Origin of the sequence: Paenibacillus sp. MBLB1832 (assembly GCF_032271945.1) — a bacterium.
GTDB classification, from domain to species: domain Bacteria; phylum Bacillota; class Bacilli; order Paenibacillales; family NBRC-103111; genus Paenibacillus_E; species Paenibacillus_E roseopurpureus.
Genome location: NZ_CP130319.1, coordinates 5,485,914 through 5,512,630 on the forward strand (window position 1 = coordinate 5,485,914; position 26,717 = coordinate 5,512,630).

The 26,717-nt window shown below is 43.9% G+C and carries 35 protein-coding genes and 1 other annotated feature; all 35 genes read right to left on the reverse strand.

All coding sequences use genetic code 11. From position 1 onward, the window contains the following. Positions 1–2: 2 nt before the first annotated feature. Positions 3–500, reverse strand: a complete 498-nt coding sequence (rpsE, locus tag MJB10_RS24890) for a 30S ribosomal protein S5 (RefSeq protein WP_314799753.1) — start codon at positions 498–500, stop codon at positions 3–5. Positions 501–527: 27 nt separating this feature from the next. Next, positions 528–896: a 50S ribosomal protein L18 gene (gene rplR, locus MJB10_RS24895; protein ID WP_314799755.1), complete on the reverse strand. Its 369-nt coding sequence runs from the start codon at positions 894–896 to the stop codon at positions 528–530. Between the two features lie 101 nt (positions 897–997). Beyond that, on the reverse strand, positions 998–1,540 hold the full coding sequence (gene rplF / locus MJB10_RS24900; protein WP_314799756.1) for a 50S ribosomal protein L6: 543 nt from the start codon (positions 1,538–1,540) through the stop codon (positions 998–1,000). A 29-nt stretch (positions 1,541–1,569) separates the two neighbouring features. Next, the gene (rpsH, locus tag MJB10_RS24905; RefSeq protein WP_314799758.1) at positions 1,570–1,968 is read right to left on the reverse strand and encodes a 30S ribosomal protein S8; all 399 of its coding nucleotides are present in this window, start codon (positions 1,966–1,968) and stop codon (positions 1,570–1,572) included. A 33-nt stretch (positions 1,969–2,001) separates the two neighbouring features. Further along, complete coding sequence (locus MJB10_RS24910) at positions 2,002–2,187, reverse strand: type Z 30S ribosomal protein S14 (protein WP_029196455.1); 186 nt, start codon at positions 2,185–2,187, stop codon at positions 2,002–2,004. 36 nt (positions 2,188–2,223) lie between these two features. Then, a complete protein-coding gene (rplE, locus tag MJB10_RS24915) occupies positions 2,224–2,766 on the reverse strand; it encodes a 50S ribosomal protein L5 (RefSeq protein ID WP_056618284.1) in 543 nt (180 codons plus the stop codon). A 33-nt stretch (positions 2,767–2,799) separates the two neighbouring features. After that, a complete protein-coding gene (gene rplX, locus MJB10_RS24920; protein WP_079418006.1) occupies positions 2,800–3,153 on the reverse strand; it encodes a 50S ribosomal protein L24 in 354 nt (117 codons plus the stop codon). 55 nt (positions 3,154–3,208) lie between these two features. Further along, complete coding sequence (rplN, locus tag MJB10_RS24925) at positions 3,209–3,577, reverse strand: 50S ribosomal protein L14 (RefSeq protein WP_028557485.1); 369 nt, start codon at positions 3,575–3,577, stop codon at positions 3,209–3,211. 35 nt (positions 3,578–3,612) lie between these two features. Continuing rightward, complete coding sequence (gene rpsQ, locus MJB10_RS24930) at positions 3,613–3,876, reverse strand: 30S ribosomal protein S17 (protein WP_314799764.1); 264 nt, start codon at positions 3,874–3,876, stop codon at positions 3,613–3,615. 27 nt (positions 3,877–3,903) lie between these two features. Beyond that, positions 3,904–4,101 carry a 50S ribosomal protein L29 gene (gene rpmC / locus MJB10_RS24935; protein WP_028557487.1) on the reverse strand — a complete coding sequence of 66 codons (198 nt, stop codon included), beginning with the start codon at positions 4,099–4,101 and terminating at the stop codon, positions 3,904–3,906. Further along, entirely contained in the window at positions 4,091–4,525 is a 435-nt protein-coding gene (gene rplP / locus MJB10_RS24940) for a 50S ribosomal protein L16 (RefSeq protein ID WP_314799766.1), read from the reverse strand. Before rplP ends, rpmC begins: the two co-directional genes overlap by 11 nt. Before the next feature lie 3 nt (positions 4,526–4,528). Then, positions 4,529–5,191 carry a 30S ribosomal protein S3 gene (gene rpsC / locus MJB10_RS24945; protein ID WP_314799768.1) on the reverse strand — a complete coding sequence of 221 codons (663 nt, stop codon included), beginning with the start codon at positions 5,189–5,191 and terminating at the stop codon, positions 4,529–4,531. Between the two features lie 13 nt (positions 5,192–5,204). Further along, positions 5,205–5,537, reverse strand: coding sequence for a 50S ribosomal protein L22 (gene rplV / locus MJB10_RS24950; protein ID WP_314799769.1), 333 nt, complete (start codon positions 5,535–5,537; stop codon positions 5,205–5,207). Positions 5,538–5,566: 29 nt separating this feature from the next. Further along, positions 5,567–5,845, reverse strand: a complete 279-nt coding sequence (rpsS, locus tag MJB10_RS24955; RefSeq protein WP_314799770.1) for a 30S ribosomal protein S19 — start codon at positions 5,843–5,845, stop codon at positions 5,567–5,569. A 36-nt stretch (positions 5,846–5,881) separates the two neighbouring features. Beyond that, the gene (gene rplB / locus MJB10_RS24960) at positions 5,882–6,712 is read right to left on the reverse strand and encodes a 50S ribosomal protein L2 (RefSeq protein WP_314799772.1); all 831 of its coding nucleotides are present in this window, start codon (positions 6,710–6,712) and stop codon (positions 5,882–5,884) included. 29 nt (positions 6,713–6,741) lie between these two features. Then, positions 6,742–7,032, reverse strand: coding sequence for a 50S ribosomal protein L23 (gene rplW / locus MJB10_RS24965; protein ID WP_163953722.1), 291 nt, complete (start codon positions 7,030–7,032; stop codon positions 6,742–6,744). After that, on the reverse strand, positions 7,029–7,655 hold the full coding sequence (rplD, locus tag MJB10_RS24970; RefSeq protein WP_314799773.1) for a 50S ribosomal protein L4: 627 nt from the start codon (positions 7,653–7,655) through the stop codon (positions 7,029–7,031). Before rplD ends, rplW begins: the two co-directional genes overlap by 4 nt. 16 nt (positions 7,656–7,671) lie before the next feature. After that, positions 7,672–8,295 carry a 50S ribosomal protein L3 gene (gene rplC / locus MJB10_RS24975; protein ID WP_056618299.1) on the reverse strand — a complete coding sequence of 208 codons (624 nt, stop codon included), beginning with the start codon at positions 8,293–8,295 and terminating at the stop codon, positions 7,672–7,674. Positions 8,296–8,337: 42 nt separating this feature from the next. Beyond that, on the reverse strand, positions 8,338–8,646 hold the full coding sequence (rpsJ, locus tag MJB10_RS24980; RefSeq protein WP_023482171.1) for a 30S ribosomal protein S10: 309 nt from the start codon (positions 8,644–8,646) through the stop codon (positions 8,338–8,340). 365 nt (positions 8,647–9,011) lie between these two features. Beyond that, entirely contained in the window at positions 9,012–10,202 is a 1,191-nt protein-coding gene (tuf, locus tag MJB10_RS24985) for an elongation factor Tu (protein ID WP_314799778.1), read from the reverse strand. A gap of 39 nt (positions 10,203–10,241) precedes the next feature. Then, the gene (gene fusA / locus MJB10_RS24990) at positions 10,242–12,317 is read right to left on the reverse strand and encodes an elongation factor G (protein WP_314799779.1); all 2,076 of its coding nucleotides are present in this window, start codon (positions 12,315–12,317) and stop codon (positions 10,242–10,244) included. A 39-nt stretch (positions 12,318–12,356) separates the two neighbouring features. Further along, positions 12,357–12,827, reverse strand: coding sequence for a 30S ribosomal protein S7 (rpsG, locus tag MJB10_RS24995; protein ID WP_314799780.1), 471 nt, complete (start codon positions 12,825–12,827; stop codon positions 12,357–12,359). Between the two features lie 44 nt (positions 12,828–12,871). After that, on the reverse strand, positions 12,872–13,291 hold the full coding sequence (gene rpsL, locus MJB10_RS25000; RefSeq protein ID WP_314799782.1) for a 30S ribosomal protein S12: 420 nt from the start codon (positions 13,289–13,291) through the stop codon (positions 12,872–12,874). A gap of 162 nt (positions 13,292–13,453) precedes the next feature. After that, entirely contained in the window at positions 13,454–13,705 is a 252-nt protein-coding gene (locus MJB10_RS25005; protein ID WP_314799784.1) for a ribosomal L7Ae/L30e/S12e/Gadd45 family protein, read from the reverse strand. Positions 13,706–13,879: 174 nt separating this feature from the next. Further along, entirely contained in the window at positions 13,880–17,500 is a 3,621-nt protein-coding gene (rpoC, locus tag MJB10_RS25010; protein ID WP_314799786.1) for a DNA-directed RNA polymerase subunit beta', read from the reverse strand. Between the two features lie 68 nt (positions 17,501–17,568). Next, positions 17,569–21,108, reverse strand: coding sequence for a DNA-directed RNA polymerase subunit beta (gene rpoB, locus MJB10_RS25015; protein ID WP_314799787.1), 3,540 nt, complete (start codon positions 21,106–21,108; stop codon positions 17,569–17,571). 359 nt (positions 21,109–21,467) lie between these two features. Next, positions 21,468–22,064 (reverse strand): class I SAM-dependent methyltransferase, encoded by a 597-nt coding sequence (locus MJB10_RS25020; RefSeq protein WP_314799789.1) that lies wholly within the window; start codon positions 22,062–22,064, stop codon positions 21,468–21,470. Positions 22,065–22,209: 145 nt separating this feature from the next. Next, positions 22,210–22,575, reverse strand: coding sequence for a 50S ribosomal protein L7/L12 (gene rplL / locus MJB10_RS25025; protein ID WP_314799791.1), 366 nt, complete (start codon positions 22,573–22,575; stop codon positions 22,210–22,212). A 65-nt stretch (positions 22,576–22,640) separates the two neighbouring features. Beyond that, the gene (rplJ, locus tag MJB10_RS25030) at positions 22,641–23,150 is read right to left on the reverse strand and encodes a 50S ribosomal protein L10 (RefSeq protein WP_314799793.1); all 510 of its coding nucleotides are present in this window, start codon (positions 23,148–23,150) and stop codon (positions 22,641–22,643) included. 67 nt (positions 23,151–23,217) lie between these two features. Next, positions 23,218–23,370: a sequence feature (ribosomal protein L10 leader region), on the reverse strand. Positions 23,371–23,424: 54 nt separating this feature from the next. Next, a complete protein-coding gene (rplA, locus tag MJB10_RS25035) occupies positions 23,425–24,117 on the reverse strand; it encodes a 50S ribosomal protein L1 (RefSeq protein WP_028557507.1) in 693 nt (230 codons plus the stop codon). A gap of 116 nt (positions 24,118–24,233) precedes the next feature. After that, positions 24,234–24,659 (reverse strand): 50S ribosomal protein L11, encoded by a 426-nt coding sequence (gene rplK / locus MJB10_RS25040; RefSeq protein WP_028557508.1) that lies wholly within the window; start codon positions 24,657–24,659, stop codon positions 24,234–24,236. A 135-nt stretch (positions 24,660–24,794) separates the two neighbouring features. Continuing rightward, entirely contained in the window at positions 24,795–25,328 is a 534-nt protein-coding gene (nusG, locus tag MJB10_RS25045; protein ID WP_028557509.1) for a transcription termination/antitermination protein NusG, read from the reverse strand. 24 nt (positions 25,329–25,352) lie between these two features. Further along, positions 25,353–25,565 carry a preprotein translocase subunit SecE gene (secE, locus tag MJB10_RS25050; RefSeq protein WP_314799799.1) on the reverse strand — a complete coding sequence of 71 codons (213 nt, stop codon included), beginning with the start codon at positions 25,563–25,565 and terminating at the stop codon, positions 25,353–25,355. Positions 25,566–25,584: 19 nt separating this feature from the next. Then, positions 25,585–25,734, reverse strand: coding sequence for a 50S ribosomal protein L33 (rpmG, locus tag MJB10_RS25055; protein WP_079418041.1), 150 nt, complete (start codon positions 25,732–25,734; stop codon positions 25,585–25,587). 223 nt (positions 25,735–25,957) lie between these two features. After that, positions 25,958–26,602, reverse strand: a complete 645-nt coding sequence (gene sigH, locus MJB10_RS25060) for an RNA polymerase sporulation sigma factor SigH (RefSeq protein WP_314799800.1) — start codon at positions 26,600–26,602, stop codon at positions 25,958–25,960. Between the last annotated feature and the right edge of the window lie 115 nt (positions 26,603–26,717).

Here is a 26,717-nt window from a genome sequence, read left to right on the forward strand (position 1 = left end):
TCCTAACCTAATAGCTCTTGAACAGTTTTACCACGAAGCTTTGCAACTTCTTCCGCTTTTTTCAAGCGGCTTAAGCCTTCAAGCGTTGCGTTAACCATGTTCATGGAGTTCGATGAACCCAGGGATTTTGTCAAGATATCGCCTACACCAGCAAGTTCAAGTACTGCACGAACTGGTCCGCCAGCGATAACTCCTGTACCTTGGGAAGCTGGTTTCAATAGAACGCGTCCTGCGCCAAATTTACCAGTAACAAGGTGAGGAATCGAAGTGCCTACGAGTGGAACATGAATCAAGTTCTTTTTCGCATCTTCAATACCTTTACGGATTGCATCTGGAACTTCGGATGCTTTACCGATTCCTGCACCAACCCAGCCATTGCCATCGCCAACGACGACAAGTGCGCTGAAGCTGAAACGACGTCCGCCTTTTACTACTTTAGCTACGCGATTAATATTTACGACTTTTTCTGTTAGCTCTAAAGTATTAGGATCTACACGCAAGTCTTTTACCTCCTTATTAATTTATTTCTAGAATTCAAGACCAGCTTCACGAGCTGCGTCAGCTAATGCTTGCACACGACCATGATACAGGTATCCACCGCGGTCAAAAACCACTTTGTCTACACCTTTTTCTTTCGCACGTGCCGCGATTAATGCGCCAACTTTACGAGCAGCTTCAACGTTACCACCGTTACCGATTTCGCTTTTCAACTCTTTATCTTGAGTCGATGCCGATACTAGTGTTACACCAGTTGTATCATCGATCAGTTGAGCGTACATATGCTTGGATGAACGGAAAATGTTCAAACGTGGGCGAAGAGTTGTACCTTCAATTTTCTTACGAACACGAAGGTGTCTTTTCAGACGAGCTTTATTTTTATCGCTTTTAGTAATCATCTATACTTACACTCCTTTCATCATCTTATGATGCGAGGCTTATGCTTACGTAGCAAGTTCTCCCTTGAGAACTCTTAGCTATTACCCGCGATCTTTCGATCTTATTTCTTCTTACCAGCTTTACCTTCTTTACGAAGAATGCGCTCGCCTTCATACTTGATACCTTTACCTTTATACGGCTCAGGTTCACGTACGGAACGAACTTTCGCTGCCATTGCGCCAACTAGCTCTTTATCAATACCTTTAACGATGATTTTCGTGTTCGTTGGAACATCGAACTCAATACCGTTCTCAGGATTGATTTCAACTGGATGGGAGTACCCAACGTTGAGAACCAATTTGTCACCGCTCTTGTTAGCACGGTAACCTACGCCTACTAGATCCAAAGATTTCGTGAAACCTTCCGTTACACCACTTACCATGTTGGCAACAACACTACGTGTTGTACCATGCAGGGACCGGTGGAGCTTGTTATCGGAAGGACGCTCAACGGAAATCTCGTTTTCTAGAACACTAATTTTCATATCTTTATGAAATTCACGGGAAAGCGTACCTTTAGGACCTTTAACCGTAAGTTGAGTATTGTCTAGTGTTACATTTACACCACCTGGAATGGTGATTGGCTTACGACCAATACGAGACATGTTTGCACCTCCATTCAATTACAATTGTATTACCAAACGTAGCAGATAACTTCTCCGCCAGCTTTGGATTGACGAGCATCTTTATCCGTCATTACTCCTTGAGATGTGGAGATGATGGCAATCCCTAATCCGCCCAATACACGAGGGATTTCTTGTGATTTAGTGTAAACGCGTAGACCTGGTTTAGAAATTCTTTTCAAACCAGAGATAACACGCTCATTGTTTGATCCGTATTTCAGGAACAAACGAATGATACCTTGTTTGCTATCTTGAACGTACTCAGCATCACGGATAAATCCTTCTTTTTTAAGGATTTCAGCGATTTCCCTCTTCACTTTAGATGCAGGGATTTCAACTGTTTCATGACGTACGATGTTCGCATTACGAATGCGTGTTAGCATATCTGCAATTGGATCTGACATGACCATTTTGTGTAAACCTCCTTCCCGAAAATAGGGTGATTACCAGCTTGCTTTTTTCACGCCTGGAATCTGACCTTTGTGTGCTAATTCGCGGAAACAAATCCGACAAATTTTGAACTTGCGAAGCACTGAATGCGGACGTCCGCAGCGCTCACAACGTGTGTATGCTTGCACTTTAAACTTCGGGGTACGTTGCTGTTTGACTTTCATCGAAGTTTTTGCCACTTAATATAACACCTCCTGATAGGTACGACTGGTAACCTATTTTACGAAAGGCGCTCCGAGTTGTGTTAAAAGCTCGCGAGCTTCCTCGTCGGACTTAGCCGTTGTAACGATAACAATATCCATACCACGAACTTTATCGATTTTATCGTACTCAATTTCTGGGAAAATGAGTTGTTCTTTCAAACCAAGCGTGTAGTTACCACGTCCATCAAATGCTTTGTTGGAAATACCGCGGAAGTCACGTACACGTGGAAGTGATACGTTGAAAAGCTTATCCAAGAAGTGGTACATACGCTCGCCGCGAAGAGTTACTTTCGCACCGATTGGCATGTTTTCACGAAGTTTGAAACCCGCGATCGCTTTTTTGGATTTTGTAACTACTGGCTTTTGACCAGAGATCTTCTGAAGATCTTCTACTGCAGTGTCAAGTACTTTGGAGTTCGATACTGCTTCACCAACACCCATGTTGATTACAACTTTCTCGATTTTTGGCACTTGCATAACTGTTGTATAGTTGAACTTTTGAATTAACGCAGGCGTAATTTCATTCAAGTAACGATCTTTCAATCTTACTGCCATGATTCAATTTCCTCCTTTCCATACATGTGTGTATTAGTCGATAACTTCGCCGGATTTTTTCGCGATGCGAACTTTCGTTCCGTTATCCAATACTTTGTATCCTACGCGAGTAGGTTTGCCGCTCTTAGGATCAATCAGCATCACGTTAGAAACGTGGATAGCAGCTTCTTGATTCAAGATACCGCCTTGTGGGTTTTGTTGGGATGGTTTCGCATGTTTCTTAACCATGTTCACACCTTCAACTAACACACGATTTTGACGAGGGTAAGCTGCGATAACGCGGCCCTTTTTACCTTTGTCTTTACCCGTGATAACGAAAACTGTATCGTCTTTTTTCACGTGCAATTTATTGTTATGAGATTCTAGTCTCTTTTTAAGTCTTGGCATTAGCTTCTACACCTCCTGGGGTTCTCCGCTTTGGAAAACAACATCGTAACACGTCTTAGATAACTTCTGGAGCCAAGGATACGATCTTCATGAAGTCTCTATCGCGAAGTTCGCGAGCAACTGGTCCGAAGATACGAGTACCACGTGGGCTCTTATCTTCTTTCACGATAACAGCTGCATTCTCATCAAATGAGATATATGAACCGTCTTTACGGCGAGCACCGCTCTTCGTACGAACGATAACTGCTTTAACAACGTCACCTTTTTTGACAACGCCACCTGGTGTTGCTTCTTTTACTGAACATACGATCAAATCACCAATGTGACCAACGCGACGACCAGTACCACCCAAAACACGGATACACATCAATTGTTTCGCACCTGAGTTGTCAGCGACAGCCAAACGAGTAAATGGTTGAATCATCGTATTCCCTCCTTTCGGGGTTCATGTCTAAATTATTAGATAACAACTGCCACTTCAAGAATTTCAACCAGTCTAAAGCTTTTATCTTTGGACAACGGTCGAGTTTCACTGATTTTCACAGTGTCACCAATCTTAGCTTGGTTGTTTTCGTCATGCGCTTTGAACTTTTTCGTATATTTGATTCTCTTGTGATAGAGTTCATGTTTTTTGTAAGTTTCTACAGCAACAACAATGGTTTTATCCATTTTATCGCTGACAACTTTACCGATCAGAACTTTACGATCGTTACGTTCAGCCATCTAAGGAACACTCCCTTCTAGATTTGGTTACCCAATACCCAGTTCTCTTTCACGCAAAATAGTCTTGGCACGAGCGATCTCTTTACGCAAATCACGGATTTGAGTCGGGTTGTCCAATTGACCAGTAGCTAGTTGAAAACGGAGGTTAAAGAGTTCTTCTTTAAAACCATTAACTTTTTGCTCGATTTCAGCAGTGGTTAAGTTCCGGAATTCACTACCCTTCATTTGCTTCACCGCCTACTTCTTCTCTTTTCACGAACTTCGTTTTGATTGGAAGCTTGTGAGCTGCAAGACGCATCGCTTCGCGAGCAACCTCTTCGCTTACACCAGCAAGTTCAAACAAAATTTTGCCCGGTTTTACTACGGAAACCCATTTTTCCACGCTACCTTTACCACTACCCATACGGACTTCAAGCGGTTTTTGTGTAACTGGTTTAGCTGGGAAGATTTTAATCCAAACTTTACCGCCACGTTTGATGTAACGTGTCATGGCAATACGTGCTGCTTCGATTTGACGGTTGGTTACCCATGCCGGCTCAGTCGCTTGCAGACCGAATTCGCCAAAAGCAACTTCCGTACCGCCTTTAGCGCGACCTTTCATGTTACCGCGGTGTTCTTTGCGGTGTTTTACACGTTTAGGTACTAACATGATTTAATTTCCTCCTTCCGGCTGAGCCTTTTTCTTAGCTGTCGGAAGCACTTCTCCACGGTAGATCCATACTTTTACACCAATACGTCCATAAGTAGTAGCTGCTTCAGCTGTACCATAGTCGATATCTGCACGAAGTGTATGAAGTGGAACAGTTCCTTCGCTATATCCTTCCGTACGAGCAATCTCAGCACCGCCAAGACGTCCGCTAGTTGCAACTTTAATACCTTTTGCTCCGGATCTCATAGTTCTTTGCATAGCTTGTTTCATCGCACGACGGAAGGAAACACGACGCTCCAATTGAAGTGCAACAGATTCAGCTACTAGGATAGCATCAAGATCTGGGTGTTTAATTTCAGAAATGTTAATGTGAACTTTTTTGTTCGACATAGCTGCGATATAGTTACGAATAACTTCAACTTCAGCTCCGCCTTTACCAATAACCATTCCTGGTTTAGCAGTATGAATCGTTACGTTAACGCGATTAGCCGCGCGCTCGATATCGAAATGGGAAACTGCTGAATCTTTAAGTTTATTTTTTAAGTATTCGCGAATTTTAACGTCTTCAAGCAGCAGAGTTCCAAAATCTTTTTCTGCGAACCATTTGGACTCCCAATCACGAATGACACCAATTCTAAAACCTATCGGGTGTACTTTCTGACCCACACGTTACCCCTCCTTATTTTTCAGATACCACGATTGTGATGTGGCTGGTACGTTTTCTGATCGCGCTAGCGCGGCCCATCGCACGTTGTTGGAATCTTTTCATTGTTGGCCCTTGATTTACGAAAGTCTCGGAAACAACAAGTTTGTTTGGATCTAACGAATAGTTATGCTCTGCATTGGCAATTGCGGAATTCAATAGTTTCTCCAGAATTGGAGAAGCTGCTTTCGGTGTATGACGCAAAATTGCGATCGCTTCACCTACCGCTTTTCCCCGAATCAAGTCAACAACTAGCTTTGCTTTACGAGGAGCAATCCGAGCGTGGTTCAATATTGCTTTAGCTTGCATGGTAGTACCTCCTCTCGGTTAAAAATGAATTAACGTTTTCCGGTTTTCTTATCGTCATCGTGACCTTTATACGTACGTGTTGGAGCAAATTCACCAAGCTTATGCCCAACCATATCTTCCGTTACATATACTGGCACGTGTTTTCTTCCGTCGTAAACTCCGAAAGTGTGACCAACGAATTGCGGGTAAATTGTAGAACGACGGGACCAGGTTTTGACAACTAATTTCTTGCCAGCAGTATTCAAGTCTTCTACTTTTTTCAGTAAGTGTCCATCAATAAATGGACCTTTCTTTAAGCTGCGACCCATGGGTGTTCCTCCCTTCCTTGAACCTCAAGAACTGAATTACTTCGTACGACGACGTACAATGTATTTATCGGATGCTTTACCTTTTTTACGAGTTTTGAAACCAAGCGTCGGTTTACCCCATGGAGACATAGGTGATTTACGTCCGATTGGTGCGCGTCCTTCACCACCACCGTGCGGGTGATCATTCGGGTTCATAACAACCCCACGAACTTGAGGACGATTGCCTTTCCAACGATTACGTCCTGCTTTACCGATTTTCACAAGTTCGTGATCTTCGTTACCAACAGAACCGATTGTTGCGCGGCAAACTTTTAGAACTTTACGAACTTCACCGGAAGAAAGACGGATCGTTACATAAGTTTCTTCTTTACCAAGCAATTGAGCTTCTGTACCTGCAGCACGCACCAATTGTGCACCTTTACCAGGCTTCAACTCAATGTTGTGGATAACTGTACCAACTGGAATGTTTTCCAATGGAAGTGCGTTACCTACTTTGATATCTGCATCTGGACCAGATACGATACGATCGTCAACTTTAAGACCTTTAGGTGCGATGATGTATCTTTTCTCTCCATCCGCATAGTGAATCAATGCGATGTTAGCGGAACGGTTAGGATCGTACTCAACTGTAGCAACGCGTCCTGGTATTCCATCTTTAGTACGTTTGAAATCGATGATACGGTATTTACGTTTGTGTCCACCGCCATGATGACGAACCGTGATTTTACCTTGGTTGTTACGACCAGCAGTTTTACTTAAAGGTGCAAGCAAAGATTTCTCTGGCGTTGACGTTGTGATTTCTTCAAAAGTAGAAACCGACATCGCACGACGAGCTGGTGAGGTTGGTTTATATTTTTTAACTGGCACTCTGTTTCCTCCTTACTTTAAGAAATGGGTTATACCGTTTCAAAGAATTCCAATTCTTTGCTTTCTGCGCTCAAGGACACGATAGCTTTCTTCCAGATGGAAGTGTAGCCAGAGTGACGACCATAGCGTTTAGGCTTAGCTGGCATTCTGAGTGTATTTACATTTGTAACTTTCACTTTGAAAATCGCTTCAATAGCTTGTTTAATTTCTGTTTTGTTAGCGCGAAGATCCACTTCGAAAACATACTTTTTGTTAGCCATTAGGTCGCTTGTACGCTCAGTGATGATCGGGCGCTTGATAATGTCGCGTGGATTTTTCATTGTGCAAGCACCTCCTCAACTTTCTGTACAGCCTCTTGTGTTAAGATCAATTTGTCATGAAGCATGACATCTAGAACGTTAACTCCATCAGCAGCAACAAATTTCACACCTGGGATGTTACGAGCAGACAAAGCAACATTGGAGTCGTTAGCAACGCCCACAACTAGTACTTTGCGATCTACTTTAAGGTTGTTTAGAATCGCTACGAAATCTTTCGTTTTCGGAGCATTCAATTCAAGTTGATCCAATACAATCAAGTTGTTATCGATAAGTTTCGAGGACAAAGCAGATTTGATCGCTAAGCGACGAACTTTTCTTGGCAATTTGAAACCATAGCTGCGAGGTGTTGGTCCGAATACGGTACCGCCGCCTTTCCACTGTGGAGCACGAATACTACCTTGACGAGCGCGTCCTGTACCTTTTTGTTTCCAAGGTTTACGACCACCGCCGCGAACTTCCGAACGACCTTTAGTCTTGTGAGTGCCTTGACGAACAGCTGCTTGTTGCAAAAGAACAGCTTCGTGAATCGCATGAACGTGAGGCTCAATTCCGAAAACAACGTCAGACAGTTCAACTTCTCCTACCTGAGCACCTGTTACATTATATAAAGCTACTTTTGGCATCTGTCTTCCTCCTTTCTTACTTTTTAACAGCAGACTTCACGCTAACGTAGCTGTTTTTAGGACCTGGAATGGAACCTTTAACTAGCAATACATTACGCTCAGCATCTACTTTAATGATTTGAAGATTTTGAAGTGTTACTGTTTCGTTACCCATATGTCCTGGCAATTTCTTACCTTTAGGAACACGGTTTGCTTGAATGGAACCCATCGAACCTGGTCCGCGGTGATAACGTGATCCGTGTGCCATTGGCCCAGTGGATTGGTTATGTCTTTTGATGTTACCTTGGAACCCTTTACCTTTGGAAGTACCCGTTACATCAACGAATTCGCCCTCTGCGAACAGATCTGCTTTCAGCTCTTGACCTACTTCATAGTCACCCAACTGAATGCCACGAATTTCTTTAACGTAGCGCTTAGGCGTTGCCCCTGCTTTTTTCGCATGGCCAAGCTCTGGTTTAATGATACGGCTAGCTTTTACATCATCAAAACCGATTTGGATCGACTCATATCCGTCGTTATCCACATCTTTCTTTTGCAGCACCACACATGGTCCCGCTTGAATGACAGTTACCGGAACAACATTGCCCTCCGGAGTAAACAATTGTGTCATCCCAAGTTTTTTTCCTAAGATACCTTTCATCGTTGACACCTCTTTTCCTTCCGTATTAACTCTATAGTTGTTTTACAGTTTGATCTCGATGTCAACGCCAGACGGTAAGTCTAGACGCATCAAAGCATCAACTGTTTGTGGTGTTGGATTCACAATATCGATTAGACGCTTATGCGTACGCATTTCGAATTGCTCACGCGAATCCTTGTACTTGTGCACCGCACGAAGAATCGTGATGATTTGCTTCTCTGTCGGAAGCGGAATCGGACCGGATACACCTGCACCGGAACGCTTGGCAGTTTCCACGATTTTCTCAGCTGATTGATCAATAACTCTGTGATCATAAGCCTTCAAACGGATACGAATTTTTTGCTTTGCCATATAAGTCCCTCCTTCTATCGCCCAATTTAGTATCGGACATACTCCGTGAAAATTCTCCAACGACCATCCCCATGGCAAAGGGGCCTGGTGTGTCGGCAACCTTTCACATCATCGCAACGTCACAGACCAACGTTTAATATTATATAAAATTATAAAACGAAAAGCAAGTGAAATATTAGGCAGATGCACAATATTATTTACACGTTCAATTCACTTCTATATAACTAATAACGATCTGTCGTTCCTCAATCCGTTTCTACATTATAATAGAATGAATTATCTAAAACTACTGCATTCTGTTTCCAGTCCATAATGAAAAAACATCCATCGATAAATCGATGGATGTTCTGTCTCTCAAGGAGAGATTATTTTTGAATTGTAGCAACCGCGCCCGCACCAACTGTACGTCCGCCTTCACGAATCGCGAAGCGTGTTCCTTCTTCGATTGCGATTGGGTTGATTAGTTCTACAGTAACAGTGATGTTATCACCTGGCATTACCATCTCAGTTCCTTCTGGAAGGTTGATGATACCAGTAACGTCAGTTGTACGGAAGTAGAACTGTGGACGGTAACCAGTGAAGAAAGGCTTGTGACGGCCACCCTCTTCTTTAGTTAGAACGTAGATTTGAGCTGTAAAGTTCGTGTGTGGTTTAACTGAACCTGGCTTAGCAAGTACTTGTCCACGCTCGATATCTTTACGATCAACACCACGAAGAAGAGCACCGATGTTGTCACCTGCTTGAGCGGAGTCAAGCAATTTACGGAACATCTCTACGCCTGTAACTACGCATTTGCGAGTTTCTTCAGCGATACCAACGATTTCAACTTCTTCTTGTACTTTAACAGTACCACGCTCTACACGGCCAGTAGCAACTGTTCCACGACCAGTGATTGAGAAAACATCCTCAACTGGCATAAGGAAAGGTTTGTCCGTTTGACGCTCTGGAGTTGGGATGTAAGTGTCGACTTGTTCGAACAACTCAACGATTTTATCAGCCCATGCACCATCTGGGTTTTGAAGAGCTTCACGAGCTGCACCGCGGATGATTGGAGTATCATCGCCAGGGAACTCATATTCGTTAAGAAGGTCGCGAACTTCCATCTCAACCAATTCAAGCAATTCTTCGTCTTCAACCATGTCACATTTGTTAAGGAATACCACGATGTACGGTACGCCTACTTGACGGGAAAGAAGAATGTGCTCACGCGTTTGTGGCATAGGGCCATCAGCTGCGGATACTACTAAGATAGCGCCGTCCATTTGAGCAGCACCTGTGATCATGTTTTTAACATAGTCAGCATGTCCTGGGCAATCTACGTGTGCGTAGTGACGGTTAGGAGTTTCGTACTCAACGTGAGCTGTGGAGATTGTGATACCGCGCTCGCGCTCTTCTGGAGCTTTATCGATTTGGTCGAATGCTACTGCAGCTCCACCGTATCTTTTGGACAATACAGTTGTGATTGCAGCAGTCAAAGTTGTTTTACCATGGTCAACGTGACCGATAGTACCGATGTTAACATGCGGTTTAGTACGTTCAAATTTAGCCTTTGCCATTTTAAACGATTCCTCCTTAGAGTGACTATTAGTTTTATATTAAGCGCCTTTGCCTTTTGCAATAATTTCTTCTGCAATTGACTTAGGTACTTCTTCATAATGTGAAAGTTCCATGGAGTAAACACCACGGCCTTGTGTTCTTGAACGAAGTGTTGTGGAATAACCAAACATTTCGGACAAAGGCACTTTAGCACGGATGATTTGCGCGCCATGACGGTTATCCATACCTTCAATACGTCCACGACGGGAGTTAAGGTCACCCATAACATCGCCCATGTACTCTTCTGGTACAGTAACTTCAACCTTCATTATTGGCTCAAGAAGAACCGGTTTACATTTTTCTTTCGCAGCTTTTAGCGCCATGGAACCTGCGATTTTGAACGCCATTTCATTGGAGTCAACATCGTGGTAAGATCCATCGACAACAGTAGCTTTGATATCCACGAGCGGGAATCCTGCGATTACACCGTTTTTCATGGATTCTTCGATACCAGCTTGGATAGGTGCGATGTATTCTCTTGGAATAGCTCCGCCGACTACCTTGCTCTCGAATGTGAAACCTGCTCCAGCTTCTTGCGGTTCGAACTCAACCCAACAATGTCCGTATTGACCACGACCACCAGATTGACGAACAAATTTACCCTCAACTTTAGCTGGCGCACGGAATGTTTCACGGTAAGCAACTTGCGGCTTACCAACATTCGTTTCTACTTTGAACTCGCGAAGCATACGGTCAACTAGGATCTCAAGGTGAAGCTCACCCATACCTGCGATGATCGTTTGTCCTGTTTCTTCGTCTGTGGAAGCACGGAAAGTCGGATCTTCTTCAGCAAGCTTTTGCAATGCGATACCCATTTTATCTTGGTCAGCTTTCGTCTTCGGTTCAACAGCAAGCTGGATAACCGGTTCAGGGAAGACCATTTTCTCAAGGATAACTGGGTTTTTCTCATCACAAAGTGTATCACCTGTTGTTGTATCTTTCAATCCAACAGCAGCCGCGATATCACCAGAGTAAACGATGCTGATCTCTTGACGGCTGTTCGCATGCATTTGAAGAATACGACCAACACGTTCACGTTTTCCTTTTGTCGCATTGATAACATATGAACCAGAGTTCAATGTACCAGAGTAAACACGGAAGAACGTTAGACGACCAACGAAAGGATCTGTCATGATTTTGAATGCAAGCGCTGAGAACGGTTGGTCATCAGCAGACTTACGAACCACTTCAGTACCGTCGTCTAGAACACCTTTGATGTCAGGTACATCAACTGGAGATGGAAGGTAGTTAATTACCGCATCCAACATCAATTGCACACCTTTGTTTCTGTAAGAAGACCCAACGATAACTGGGAAGATTTTAACTTCGCAGACACCTTTACGAAGGGCAGCCTTAATCTCATCAACAGTAAGCTCTTCACCTTCGAGATATTTCATTGTGAGCTCTTCATCAAGCTCAGCAACTTTCTCGATCAGTTCCAAACGTAGTTCTGCAACTTGATCTTTGAACTCAGCTGGAATTTCGATTTTCTCGATATCCTTACCAAGATCATCTTTGTACATATAAGCAACTTCATCAACTAAATCGATGATACCCTTGAACTCATTCTCAGCACCGATTGGAAGTTGAATAGCCACTGCATTTGCACCAAGTTTTTGACGCATGGATTCAACAACTTGCAGGAAGTCTGCACCGATGATATCCATTTTGTTAACATAAGCAATCCGTGGAACGTGGTATTTATCAGCTTGTCTCCAAACTGTCTCCGATTGAGGCTCAACGCCCTCTTTCGCACTAAATACACCAACTGCTCCGTCTAACACACGAAGGGAACGCTCTACCTCTACGGTAAAGTCAACGTGTCCTGGGGTATCGATGATATTGATGCGGTGACCGTCCCATTGCGCAGTTGTAGCGGCGGAAGTAATCGTGATTCCGCGCTCTTGTTCTTGCTCCATCCAGTCCATCGTAGCAGCACCTTCGTGCACCTCTCCGATTTTATGAACTTTACCAGTGTAGTACAAAATACGCTCTGTTGTTGTCGTTTTACCAGCATCGATATGAGCCATGATCCCGATATTACGTGTGTTTTTTAAGGAGAACTCTCTAGCCATAGGTCGTTATGTCTCCTTTCTTTTAATTGTTTTAGAATTCTACCAACGGTAGTGTGCAAATGCTTTATTTGCTTCAGCCATTTTGTGTGTATCTTCACGTTTCTTAACGGAAGCACCTGTGCTGTTGCTAGCATCGATAATTTCATTAGCCAATCTTTCTTCCATCGTCTTCTCACCGCGAAGACGGGAATAGTTCACCAACCAACGCAAACCTAATGTCGAACGACGGTCAGGTCTAACTTCGATCGGCACTTGATAGTTTGCTCCCCCAACACGGCGAGCTTTAACTTCAAGTACTGGCATAATGTTTTTGATAGCAGCTTCAAACACTTCCATCGGCTCTTTACCTGTACGATCTTTCACGAGGTTAAAAGCGTTGTATAGAATGGTTTGTGCTACCCCTCTTTTTCCATCAACCATCATGCGATTGATAAGACGAGTAACTAGTTTGCTATTATAAATCGGATCTGGCAATACGTCTCTGCGAGTAACTGGACCTTTACGAGGCATAGTTATCCCCCTTTCTTATAAGAATCATCCCTGATTATTATCTCTTATTTTTTAACTTTCGGACGTTTCGTACCGTATTTGGAACGGGATTGCTTACGGTTGTTAACACCGGAAGTATCCAACGCGCCACGAACGATGTGATAACGTACCCCTGGAAGATCTTTAACCCTTCCACCACGAATCATAACAACGCTGTGTTCTTGCAGGTTGTGTCCAATTCCTGGAATGTAAGCTGTTACCTCAATACGGTTCGTCAAACGAACACGGGCATATTTACGAAGTGCGGAGTTCGGCTTCTTCGGAGTCATTGTACCTACACGCGTGCAGACACCACGTTTTTGAGGAGCGCTCAAATTCGTTGCCTCTCTTTTCAAAGCGTTGAACCCTTTTTGTAAAGCTGGTGATTTAGATTTATCCACCTTAGCTTGACGACCTTTACGTACTAGTTGGTTAATTGTTGGCATTTCGTTACCTCCTCCCTACAGTCATAACATAATGTACTTCTTGCAAGCCCACAGATCCAGGCGAGTCATAAATGAGCAAAGAGAAAGTCTTTGCTTTGGAAGGCAGAACAATTCACGAGGATTCATTCATACTAATCCCAATCACAAAAACGTCATTAGCTTTTATTCATTTACAACAGCTGCTACCGCAGCTCCAACTTCAATTCCACACGCTTTACCTAGCATCTTCATAGAATCTACGTAGGTTACAGGTACACCTTTCTGTTTACAGAGGGCCACCAGATTTATCGTCAATCGCGGATCTGCATCTTTCGAAACAAAAACTTCAATCGCCTTGTCTTGCTCGACAGTTTTTGTTACTTTCTTCGTGCCCACACATCGATTCTTGGCCTGTTTGACTATTTCATAAGACATTAGGCACCCCCATTAAAAAAAGGAAAGAATATCGACTTAGGCACACTACGATATAGTAGCATTTTGAATTGCGAGTGTCAAGGGATAAGTTCTATCATTTTTACTAGCTCTAACCCATCCACTATCACCAAAAGAGGCAGCACACTCTATCTAGTGGCCGCCTCATTTATATGATTATTCTACTGCTACTGTTTCTTTTTCCAAATCTTCATCTTGAACGACGACTTCGTTAGGGTTCGTAATACGAATGTTGCGGTATCTCGGCATACCCGTTCCTGCAGGAATCAGTTTACCAATGATAACATTCTCTTTCAAACCTAACAATTGGTCGACTTTCCCCTTAATTGCTGCATCTGTCAAGACACGTGTTGTCTCTTGGAAGGATGCCGCAGACAAGAAGGAGTCTGTTTCAAGCGATGCTTTGGTGATACCAAGCAAGATAGGGCGCGCAACAGCAGGCTCAGCGTCTGCAAACAAAGCAACCTTATTCGCCGCTTCATACTCATGAATATCAACGAATGAGCCTGGCAGCAATGTTGTATCCCCCGCATCAACGATACGGATTTTACGCAACATTTGACGTACCATAACCTCGATGTGCTTATCGTTAATTTCTACCCCTTGGTTACGATAAACGCGTTGAACTTCTTGAAGGATGTAGTTCTGAACGCCGCGGATACCTTTGATGCGAAGCATCTCTTTCGGGTCGATGGATCCGTCAGTCAACTCATCTCCAGCTTCTACTTGTTGGTTCAGTGTTACACGAACACGGGAGCCGTAAGGAACTGCATACACCTTGGATTCCGCTTCACCTTGAACTTCGATCTCACGACGATCCTTCGCCTCACGAATTTCTTTAACGACACCGTCGATCTCAGAAATAATCGCTTGACCTTTCGGATTACGTGCTTCAAAGAGCTCTTGAATACGCGGCAAACCTTGTGTAATATCGTCTCCTGCAACACCACCCGTATGGAACGTACGCATCGTCAACTGTGTTCCAGGCTCACCAATGGATTGCGCGGCAATAATTCCTACTGCCTCACCAACCTCAACGAATTGACCTGTAGCCAAGTTACGACCGTAACACTTCTTACATACACCATGGTTCGTGCGGCAGCTTAGGACGGAACGAATTTGGAGTTTCTCGATACCAGCTTCAATAATCGCATCCGCAATACCTGATTCAATCAGTTCATTGCGATGAACGATGACTTCACCTGTTTGTGGGTGACGAAGCGTTTCATACGCATAGCGTCCTTCAATACGATCGTAAAGGTCCTCGATAACCTCTTTACCGTCTTGGATTTTGCTAACCATGAAGCCTTTATCTGTTCCACAATCGTCTTCACGAACGATCACATCTTGTGCTACGTCAACGAGACGACGCGTCAAGTAACCTGAATCCGCTGTACGAAGTGCTGTATCGGCAAGACCTTTACGCGCTCCATGCGTGGAAATAAAGTACTCTAAGATCGTTAAACCTTCACGGAAGTTCGATTTAATCGGCAACTCCATAATTTTACCAGATGGATTCGCCATCAAACCACGCATACCGCCAAGCTGTGTAATTTGTGATTTGTTACCACGCGCTTTGGATTCAACCATCATGGAAATGGAGTTGTACTTATCTAGGGATTTCATCAATATTTCTGTGATTTCATCCTTCGCTTTACTCCAGATCGCAATAACGCGGTCATAACGCTCTTCATCAGTAATCAAACCGCGGCGGTATTGGTTCGTTACTACGCGCACTTTCTCTTCGCAATCTTTCAGGATTGCGACTTTCTCCGTTGGAACAACAACGTCGGAGACAGCTACGGTAATACCCGCTTTCGTTGAATACGTGAATCCAAGCTCTTTAATTTTATCCAGAATCATCGACGTTTGTGTCGTATGATATTTGCGGAAACATTCAGCGATGATGGATCCTAGATATTCTTTACCTACCGCTTTGTTCTCAGGACGCTCAGCCATGATGGCTTTCAAATCTGCACCCTTCTCAAATACAAAGTGAGAATCCGGAATACCGTTCAATAGGTTCGTCTTCGTCGGCTCATTGATGTAAGGAAAATCTGCTGGATAGATTTCGTTCATGATGATTTTACCGATGGTCGTAATCAACATGGCATCTTGTTGTTTCGCCGTAAAACTCGTTTTATTCAACGCTTTAGCAGGAATCGCTACACGCGCATGCAGGGCCATTTTGCCTGATTGGTAGGAAGAAACTGCTTCGTGTACAGTTCGGATAATGGAACCTGCACCTTTAGCAAATTTGTTATCCGTTGTTAGGTAGAAGCTTCCCAGAACCATATCCTGCGAAGGCGTAACAACTGGCTTACCGTCTTTCGGGTTCAAAATGTTACCCGCCGCTAGCATAAGCAAGCGAGCTTCAGCTTGAGCTTCGGATGATAAAGGTACGTGAACAGCCATTTGGTCACCGTCGAAGTCAGCGTTGTACGCTGTACATACAAGCGGATGCAGTTTGATCGCGCGACCTTCAACCAAAATTGGTTCGAACGCTTGAATCCCAAGTCTATGCAACGTAGGGGCACGGTTCAATAGAACCGGATGCTCCTTAATTACTTCTTCTAGTACATCCCAAACATCAGGGCTTACACGCTCAACTTTACGTTTCGCGCTCTTGATGTTATGAGCTAAGCCTTTATTGACTAGCTCTTTCATTACGAAAGGCTTGAACAATTCAAGTGCCATTTCCTTCGGTAGACCACATTGATACATCTTTAGATGAGGTCCTACAACGATAACGGAACGACCCGAGTAGTCAACACGTTTACCGAGCAAGTTTTGACGGAAACGACCTTGTTTACCTTTCAGCATGTGGCTGAGAGATTTCAAAGGACGGTTACCTGGACCTGTTACTGGACGGCCGCGGCGACCATTATCAATCAATGCGTCAACCGCTTCTTGGAGCATCCGTTTCTCATTTTGAACAATGATATCCGGTGCACCTAGGTCGAGCAATCTTTTAAGACGGTTGTTACGATTAATTACACGGCGATAAAGATCATTCAAGTCGGATGTCGCAAAACGACCACCATCAAGCTGAACCATCGGACGAAGTTCTGGCGGGATTACTGGAAGTACATCTAGTACCATCCAACCAGGCAAGTTCTTGGAGTTACGGAATGCTTCCATAACTTCAAGGCGCTTAATCGCACGGTTACGACGTTGACCTTGTGCTGTTTTGAGTTCTTCCTTGAGTGTATCTACTTCACGCTCGATATCAATATCGATAAGAAGCTTTTTGACTGCTTCTGCACCCATGCCTGCTTGGAAAGCATACCCGTACTTTTCACGATAGCTGCGGTATTCTTTCTCCGACAATAGTTGCTTCTTCTCCAGCGGTGTATCACCAGGATCCGTTACGACATAGGACGCGAAGTAGATGATCTCTTCCAATGATCTTGGAGACATATCTAAAGCTAGACCCATACGACTCGGAATCCCTTTAAAATACCAGATGTGTGAGACAGGAGCAGCAAGCTCAATGTGCCCCATGCGCTCACGACGTACTTTTTGACGAGTCACTTCTACGCCACAGCGGTCACAAACGACGCCTTTATAGCGAACGCGTTTGTACTTACCGCAATGACATTCCCAATCTTTGGTAGGTCCGAAGATCTTTTCGCAGAAAAGACCTTCTTTCTCTGGTTTTAACGTTCTGTAGTTAATTGTTTCCGGCTTCTTTACTTCCCCACGGGACCAAGAGCGAATTTTATCGGGTGATGCCAAGCCGATTTTCATAAACTCGAAGTTGTTAACGTCCATCAAGGAGCAACCCTCCTTTAAGAATTTAAACCCACTATGCAGTGAATCGTTCTCGATCTATTGTGGTGTTCTTAATCGTTGACGCCCAGTTCGGTGCCTTCGATGTTTAGGTTTAATTTATCACTTGTGACTTCGTCGTCATCGTCAGCCTCGCGCATTTCGATCTCTTCCTCATCGCCAGACAGAATTTTGACATCCATACCTAAGCTTTGAAGCTCTTTGATCAAAACTTTGAACGATTCTGGAACACCTGGTTCTGGAACGTTCTCGCCTTTGACGATAGATTCGTATGTTTTCACACGACCAACAACGTCATCTGATTTGACTGTAAGAATTTCTTGCAGTGTATAGGCAGCACCATAAGCCTCAAGCGCCCATACCTCCATCTCCCCGAAACGTTGTCCACCGAACTGCGCTTTACCACCCAGCGGCTGCTGAGTAACAAGAGAGTAAGGTCCTGTGGAACGGGCATGGATTTTATCGTCAACCATGTGAGCCAATTTGATCATGTACATGACGCCGACAGTTACTTCACGCTCGAAGGACTCTCCTGTACGACCATCGTACAGAATCGTTTTACCACTGCGTTGCATGCCAGCTTCTTCCATGGCATCAAATACGTCATACTCACGCGCTCCATCAAATACTGGCGTTGCTGCGTGGATACCTAAATATTTGGAAGCCATACCTAAGTGAACCTCAAGTACTTGACCGATGTTCATCCGTGAAGGAACCCCTAGTGGGTTCAGAACGACTTCAACAGGTGTACCATCTGGCAGGAACGGCATATCTTCCTCTGGAAGAATACGGGCTACAACCCCTTTGTTACCGTGACGTCCTGCCATTTTATCACCCTCGGAAATTTTCCGTTTTTGAGCGATATAGACACGAACGAGTTGGTTCACACCAGGAGGCAACTCATCGCCATTCTCACGCGTAAATACTTTCACATCGACAACGATACCGTCTGTACCATGCGGTACGCGCAGGGACGTATCACGAACCTCACGAGCCTTCTCACCGAAGATCGCGTGCAGCAATCTTTCTTCCGCAGTCAACTCCGTTACACCTTTCGGCGTAACTTTACCAACGAGGATGTCGCCAGCACCGATTTCGGCACCAACACGGATGATGCCACGCTCATCAAGATTCTTAAGCGCGTCTTCCCCTACGTTCGGGATGTCGCGTGTGATTTCTTCTGGTCCTAGCTTCGTATCACGAGCTTCAGACTCGTATTCCTCAATGTGAATGGATGTGTACACATCTTCTTTGACAAGTTTTTGGCTTAGCAAGATCGCATCCTCATAGTTGTAACCTTCCCAAGTCATGAAGGCAACGACTACGTTACGTCCAAGCGCCAATTCACCTTGCTCTGTGGATGGACCATCCGCCAAGATATCACCAGCTTTAATCAATTGCCCTTTTTTAACAATCGGACGTTGATTAATGCAAGTACCTTGGTTGGAACGCATAAATTTGTGAAGCTTATATTTAACGATGTTGCCGCTAACTAGTTTGCCATCCACCATTTCCTGGCGACGCAGCCAAATTTCATTCGCAGCAGCCTTCTCAATAATTCCATCGAATTTGGAGACAATACATACTCCCGAGTCCTTAGCAACTTTGTGCTCCATACCTGTACCTACAAGCGGCGCTTTAGGGATCAAAAGCGGAACCGCTTGACGCTGCATGTTGGAACCCATCAACGCACGGTTGGAGTCATCGTTTTCAAGGAACGGAATCAATGCTGTCGCAACGGAAACAACTTGTTTCGGAGAAACGTCCATGTAGTCGACACGTTCAACCGGAAGCGTTAAGTTGTCATCTTTGTAACGAACGATAATCGCATCTTCAACGAATTTGTTATCTTCCGTCAATTGCGCGTTCGCTTGTGCGATAACGTAGTTATCCTCTTCATCCGCAGTCAAATACGCGATTTGATCAGTGACGTAACCTGTCTTCGGATCTACCCAACGGTAAGGCGCCTCAATAAAGCCGTACTCGTTAATACGGGCAAACGTAGACAAGGAGTTGATCAGACCAATGTTCGGTCCCTCAGGCGTCTCAATTGGACACATACGGCCATAGTGAGAGTGATGCACGTCACGGACTTCCATCCCTGCGCGCTCTCTCGTCAAACCACCAGGTCCGAGTGCAGACAGACGTCTCTTATGCGTCAATTCAGCAAGCGGATTCGTTTGGTCCATAAACTGAGAAAGCTGGGAGCTGCCGAAGAACTCTTTGATCGATGCGATAACAGGACGAATGTTGATTAACGCTTGCGGCGTGATGACATTCGCATCTTGAATCGACATACGCTCACGAACAACACGTTCCATACGGGAAAGACCGATACGGAATTGGTTTTGCAGCAACTCACCAACGGAACGAAGTCTACGGTTACCAAGGTGGTCGATATCATCTGTATTCCCAATGCCATGAAGTAAGTTAATGAAGTAGTTAATGGAAGAAATGATATCGGCAGGCGTAATGTTCTTGACAGTTTTATCAATAACACCATTAGAAATGACTTTAACAACCTTACCTTCTTCTGTCGGTGAATACACATTGATGCACTGAACAGGGATTGTGTCCGCGCCAGTTACACCTTTAGGAATGGAGAACTCTTTATAGCCCGCACCTTTTTCAATAAAAGGCAGGATCTCATCAAGCACACGACGATCCAATAATTGTCCAGCTTCTGCTATGATTTCACCCGTTTCGGAATCTACCAATGTTTCAGCCAAACGTTGATTGAACAATCTGTTTTTGATGTGTAGTTTTTTGTTGATTTTGTAGCGACCTACGTTGGCCAAATCGTAGCGCTTCGGATCAAAGAAACGAGCAACGATCAAGCTTCTTGCATTATCAAGTGTAGGAGGTTCGCCTGGACGAAGACGCTCATAGATTTCGATTAACGCTTTTTCCGTAGAATCCGTGTTATCTTTATCGAGCGTGTTACGAATATATTCGTTGTCGCCAAGCAAATCTAGAATCTCAGCATCTGTGCCAAAACCTAACGAACGAAGCAATACGGTAACTGGAATTTTACGCGTGCGATCAATACGAACATAGATGATATCTTTCGCATCTGTTTCAAGCTCCAACCATGCTCCGCGGTTCGGAATAACCGTTGCTGTGTAAGTTTTTTTGCCGTTTTTATCCACTTTCGTGCTATAATAAACACTGGGCGAACGAACGAGCTGGGAGACGATTACACGCTCCGCACCGTTAATAATGAACGTTCCTGTGTCGGTCATAATAGGGAAATCCCCCATGAACACTTCTTGTTCCTTGACCTCTCCAGTTTCCTTATTAATCAAACGGACTTTGACTCTTAACGGCGCCGCATAAGTTACGTCGCGTTCTTTGGATTCATCAACCGAATACTTAGGATCGCCTAAGCTGTAGTCAATAAACTCCAGTACTAGGTTCCCTGTAAAATCCTGAATCGGGGAGATATCCTGAAACATCTCACGAAGTCCCTCTTCCAAAAACCACTCATACGATTTTTGCTGGATTTCAATCAGGTTTGGAATGCCCAGCACCTCATTAATTCGTGCATAAGTCCTGCGTTTACGTCGTCCAAATTGAACAAGATGTCCCGCCAACTTTCATTCACCCCTCAACTCTACTCAATAAATAAAAAGAAAGAAGAAAAACTTCGACCGACGTACACTCAGGACGCCTCCGTTAGTGGAGCCCGTCCGAATAAGCGACTGTATGGATGAAGGTTTTTCCCTGTTTACAATAAAGCTTTTCCAAGTATCTCATCTCATCCTGTTAGAATTTCCCAAAATTCAAACATTATACGTTACAGGTTTAAATTTTATTCCTACGAGATGAAAAATAAGACTTGACATTTTTACTAACTAAAGACATGTGTCCCATCTTAATACTGACATTTTTTTATAATATCACATTTGAAATGTCAAGTCAAACTAATTCCCACGTATATCAGCCTAGTTGCTTACTTTGTAGCTTTCAAAATGCGATATCCTTTATCCTTCGAAATTTCAGCAACTTCACTGTACATCGATTCGAGCTTCTTCACGGCAGAAGGAGATCCTTGCTTCTTCTGAATGACGACCCAAATCGATCCCCCTGGTACCAAACAATTATGCGCTTCCTCAAAAATGCGATGAACTGTTTCCTTCCCAGCCCGAATAGGCGGGTTCGTCAATACTACGTCAAACTTTTGGTCCTTCACTTGTTCCAATCTATCACTTTGAAGGACTGTCACATTCGTAATGCCGTTTCGCCGCGCATTTTCCTTCGACAGTTCAACCGCTCTCTCATTGATATCCAACATCGTCACGTGCCCTTGCGGACATAAATGCGCTGCGCTCAAACCCATAGGGCCGTAACCGCACCCCACATCAAGCACGGCAGCATCAGCGGGCAGCTCCATGGTTTCTATTAAAACCTTACTCCCGTAATCGACACCTTTTTTCGAGAATACACCAGCATCCGTCAAAAATGTAAAAGTTTTGCCGCGCAGCACTTCTTGCATCGTATGCACATCGCTCTTAACAGTCGGTCGTTGTGTGTAATAATGCTCTGACACGCTTGAAGTCCCTCCTCTTTCTACCTATAGGAAAAACAAATAACTACGAGCGTTCCTAAGGCTTTCCTAAGGGTAAAAACTTAGGCCATACAGTCGAAAAAACCTCTTGAAGTCAAGCTTCAAGAGGTTTTCTAAGAAAAAAAAATTACTTAACTTCTACGGAAGCGCCAGCTTCAGTAAGCTTAGCTTTAACAGCTTCTGCTTCTTCTTGGCTAACTTTTTCTTTAACTGGTTTTGGAGCTCCGTCAACAAGGTCTTTCGCTTCTTTCAGGCCAAGACCTGTGATTTCGCGAACTACTTTGATTACGTTGATTTTGGATGCGCCAGCACTTGTCAAGATAACGTCAAACTCAGTTTGAGCTTCTTCAACTGCTACTGCTGCGCCACCGCCAACTGCTACTGGAGCAGCTGCTGTTACGCCAAACTCTTCTTCGATTGCTTTAACCAGGTCGTTCAATTCCAAGATTGTCATGCCTTTGATTGCTTCTAGGATCGTTGCATTTGTGCTCATGGTTAAACCTCCATTATCATTAATAAATTAGTTTTTTGGTTTGTAAAACGTTTGGTACGTGGTAATTAAGCTTGACCTTCAGCTTCTTTTTTCTCTGCAACTGCTTTAACAGCAAGTGCAAAGTTACGAACTGGAGCTTGAAGAACGCTAAGCAACATGGAGAGAAGACCATCTCTGGATGGAAGTTCAGCAAGTGCTTTGATTTCAGCGGCACCAACTACGCGGCCTTCAACCACGCCAGCTTTTACGCTTAATTTATCGTTCTTTTTCGCAAATTCAGTCAAGATTTTAGCTGGGGAGATTACATCGTCATTGCTGAAAGCAATAGCTGTTGGTCCTGTTAGGAACTCATCCAACTCAGTCAGTTCAGCGTTAGCCGTTGCGCGTCTCGCTAAGGAGTTCTTAAGAACTGTAAATTCGATACCAGCTTCACGTAAGCTTTTGCGCAGCTGAGTTACTTGAGCTACGTTCAAACCACGGTAATCTGCCACGACTGTACAAGTACTAGCTTTGAACTTTTCAGTTACTTCAGCTACTGCTTGTTCTTTCTCTGCAAGAATTTTCGCGTTTGCCATAGTACACCTCACTTCTTATGCATTTATCTTTCAAGATCGCAAACAGTAGGAGCATTAGCATTTCTTATCATGAATAAGAAATGCCTTCGTAGACGCTACGAAGGCATGATGTGTTCACTTTTTCCCTGCGTACAAAGAAATCGTTATATATATCATAACACCTCGGTAGGAAATTAAGCACGTTGGCACCTACTGTCTACGGTTTGCATATTCATTTTTAGGACCTTTGATAGAGTATCACGCCCAGTAACCGAAGTCAACTGGAAGCTTTTACTTATCTGAAGGATGACAGGTTCACGCGTACGCTTGGACCCATTGTGGAAGATACAGCAATGTTTTTCAGGTATACACCTTTAGCCGCTGCCGGTTTCGCACGAACAAGTGCATCAACCAATGCTTTGAAGTTTTCGTTCAACTTATCTGCATCGAAAGATACTTTACCAAGTGGAGCATGGATTTGACCTGCTTTATCAAGACGGTATTCGATTTTACCAGCTTTGATCTCTTGAACAGCTTTAGTCACGTCGAAAGTAACTGTTCCTGCTTTAGGGTTCGGCATAAGACCTTTACCCCCGAGGATACGACCCAGTTTACCAACTTCGCTCATCATATCAGGAGTAGCTACGCAAACATCGAATTCGAACCAACCTTGTTGAATTTTGTTGATCATATCTGCATCACCAACAAAATCTGCACCAGCTGCTTCAGCCTCTTTTGCCTTCTCGCCTTTTGCAAATACGAGAACGCGTTTTGTTTTACCAGTACCGTGTGGAAGTACAACGACACCACGAACAGCTTGGTCTTGTTTTCTTGGGTCTACACCCAGACGAACTGCAACATCTACAGTTTCATCGAATTTAGCAGGAGCTGTTTTCTTAACAAGCTCGATTGCTTCTGACGGATCATACAAAGTTTCAGCATTTACAAGCTGAGCTACTTCGCGGTATTTTTTACCGTGTTTAGGCATAATATTTATCCTCCTTAGTGGTATTAGCGGATAATCCTCCCACCGAGCGACTTCTATGTTTTCGTGGAAAACACTTCTGTAAGCTGTGAGCTTACACAGTCGCATTCCTTGCGGAATTAATCTTCGATGACGATTCCCATGCTGCGAGCAGTACCTTCAACCATACGCATAGCAGCCTCAACGGATGCAGCATTTAGGTCAGGCATTTTTTGTTCAGCGATTTCGCGAACTTTAGCGCGTTTCACAGTTGCAACTTTCTTCTTGTTCGGTTCGCCTGATCCTTTTTCGATACCAGCAACGACGCGAAGTAGAACTGCAGCCGGAGGCGTTTTAGTGATGAATGTAAAGGAACGATCTTCGAAAACTGTGATTTCAACTGGAATGATTAGACCAACTTGATCAGCAGTACGAGCGTTAAACTCTTTACAGAAAGCCATGATGTTCACACCTGCTTGACCCAATGCTGGACCGATCGGTGGTGCTGGATTTGCTTTCGCAGCTTGAACTTGAAGCTTCACGATTTTAATAACCTTTTTTGCCATGATAGACACCTCCTTGCAGTAATATAGGAGCCCTCGACGAATCAAAGCCTCGCTATTCAAAGATCTAAGCGATCCCACTAACGTAGGTCTATCCCAAGGAATAGACCTGGTAGAGCCTTTTGGTTGTCATGTCCTTTAGAGTTTCTCAACTTGGTCGAAATCGAGCTCAAGCGGTGTTTCTCTTCCGAACATGTTGACATGTACCTTCAGTTTGCCTTTATCAGCAATAATCTCTTCGACAGAGCCAACAAAGTTCGCAAATGGACCAACCTTAACGCGTACAGTCTCTTTGAGTTCGAAGTCAATTACTTCCTTCGGCTCTTCCATTCCCATATGCTTCAGGATTGATTCAACTTCCTCAGGTAATAATGCAGTTGGTTTAGAGCCAGATCCTGTAGAACCTACGAATCCAGTTACTCCTGGCGTATTACGTACTACGTACCAAGAATCGTCGGTTTGAATCATTTCCACGAGAACATACCCTGGATAAACTTTACGCATGACAACTTTCTTCTTGCCATCCTTATTCACCAGTTCCTCTTCCATAGGCACAAGCACACGAAAGATCTTGTCCGTCATTTCCATAGACTCAACGCGCTTCTCTAAGTTGGCTTTCACTTTGTTCTCATACCCTGAATAGGTATGTACGACGTACCATCTTTTTTCCATGAATAAATTCACCTATAGTCCTGTTTATTTAAAAACAAGGCGCAGCAACTCAGAAATTCCAAGATCCAGCACAAAAAAATAAATAGCAACAAAAGCTACTGTCCCTATAACGACAAGCGTATAGGTCGTCATCTCTTTGCGACTTGGCCACTTGACCTTTTTGAGTTCTGACCAACTATCAGTGAAGAAGGAAAAAGTGGATCCGAAGCTTTGTCTCATTCTAGCCAAGAACGCCACAAACTACACCTCCAAAGAACTACCTAGTCTCGCGATGAGCAGTATGTTCATTGCAAAATTTGCAATATTTCTTCAACTCAATACGGTCGGGATTGTTGCGCTTATTTTTAGTGGATGCATAGTTTCTTTGTTTGCAATTTGTGCACGCTAATGTGATGATGACCCGCATGATGTACACCTCCTACAGACACTTTCTAATTAAAGCCCTTCTAAGCGCATCAAAAAGAAAGCGACTTTTAGGGCTACCTGAAACACTTTATCACAACTGCCCCTCGAGTGTCAAGGTAGAAGTCTTACAATTGCAAGAGTATCATCAGTATAGGCTCTCCTGATGGTTGCTAAACATACTAACAAAGAAAAACACCCGTACAGCTCTAGCGGCACGGGCATTTCTACAAATCTCTAACTTCTAAATAGCGCTCAAGCTTCCGCTTGACACGTTGAAGAGCATTATCAATCGACTTAACGTGACGATCCAAATCTACCGCGATCTCTTGATACGATCTGCCGTCAAGGTAGAGCATGAGAACTCTACGCTCTAAGTCACTCAATATCTCTCCCATTTTATCTTCAAGTCCCGTAAACTCTTCTTGATTAATAACCAGTTCTTCCGGATCGGTCACCCGGGAACCGCTGATGACATCAAGCAATGTACGGTCAGAATCTTCATCATAGATGGGCTTATCCAGAGACACATAGGAATTAAGAGGTATATGCTTTTGACGTGTTGCTGTCTTAATCGCCGTGATGATCTGTCTCGTAATACACAGCTCAGCAAAGGCTTTAAATGAAGCAAGCTTGTCTCCACGGAAGTCGCGGATAGATTTGTATAAACCTATCATACCTTCCTGCACAATATCTTCTCGGTCTGCACCTATCAAGAAATACGAACGCGCTTTGGCGCGAACAAAATTCTTGTATTTATTGATAAGATATTCCAAAGCTTCGCTACTGCCTTCACGGACTGCTTCGACAATGTCTTCATCTGGCTTGAGGTCATAATCATATATTCTCAGTTCTTTGAGGTCGACACTCACCAACAATCCCTCCGGCCTGCAAGACTACCCAGATTCACTATAAAAGTTAGGTTAAGTATACATGATGAAATCTCACACCGTCAATGAGGAACCGCACCATTTCTAGCATTTGGAG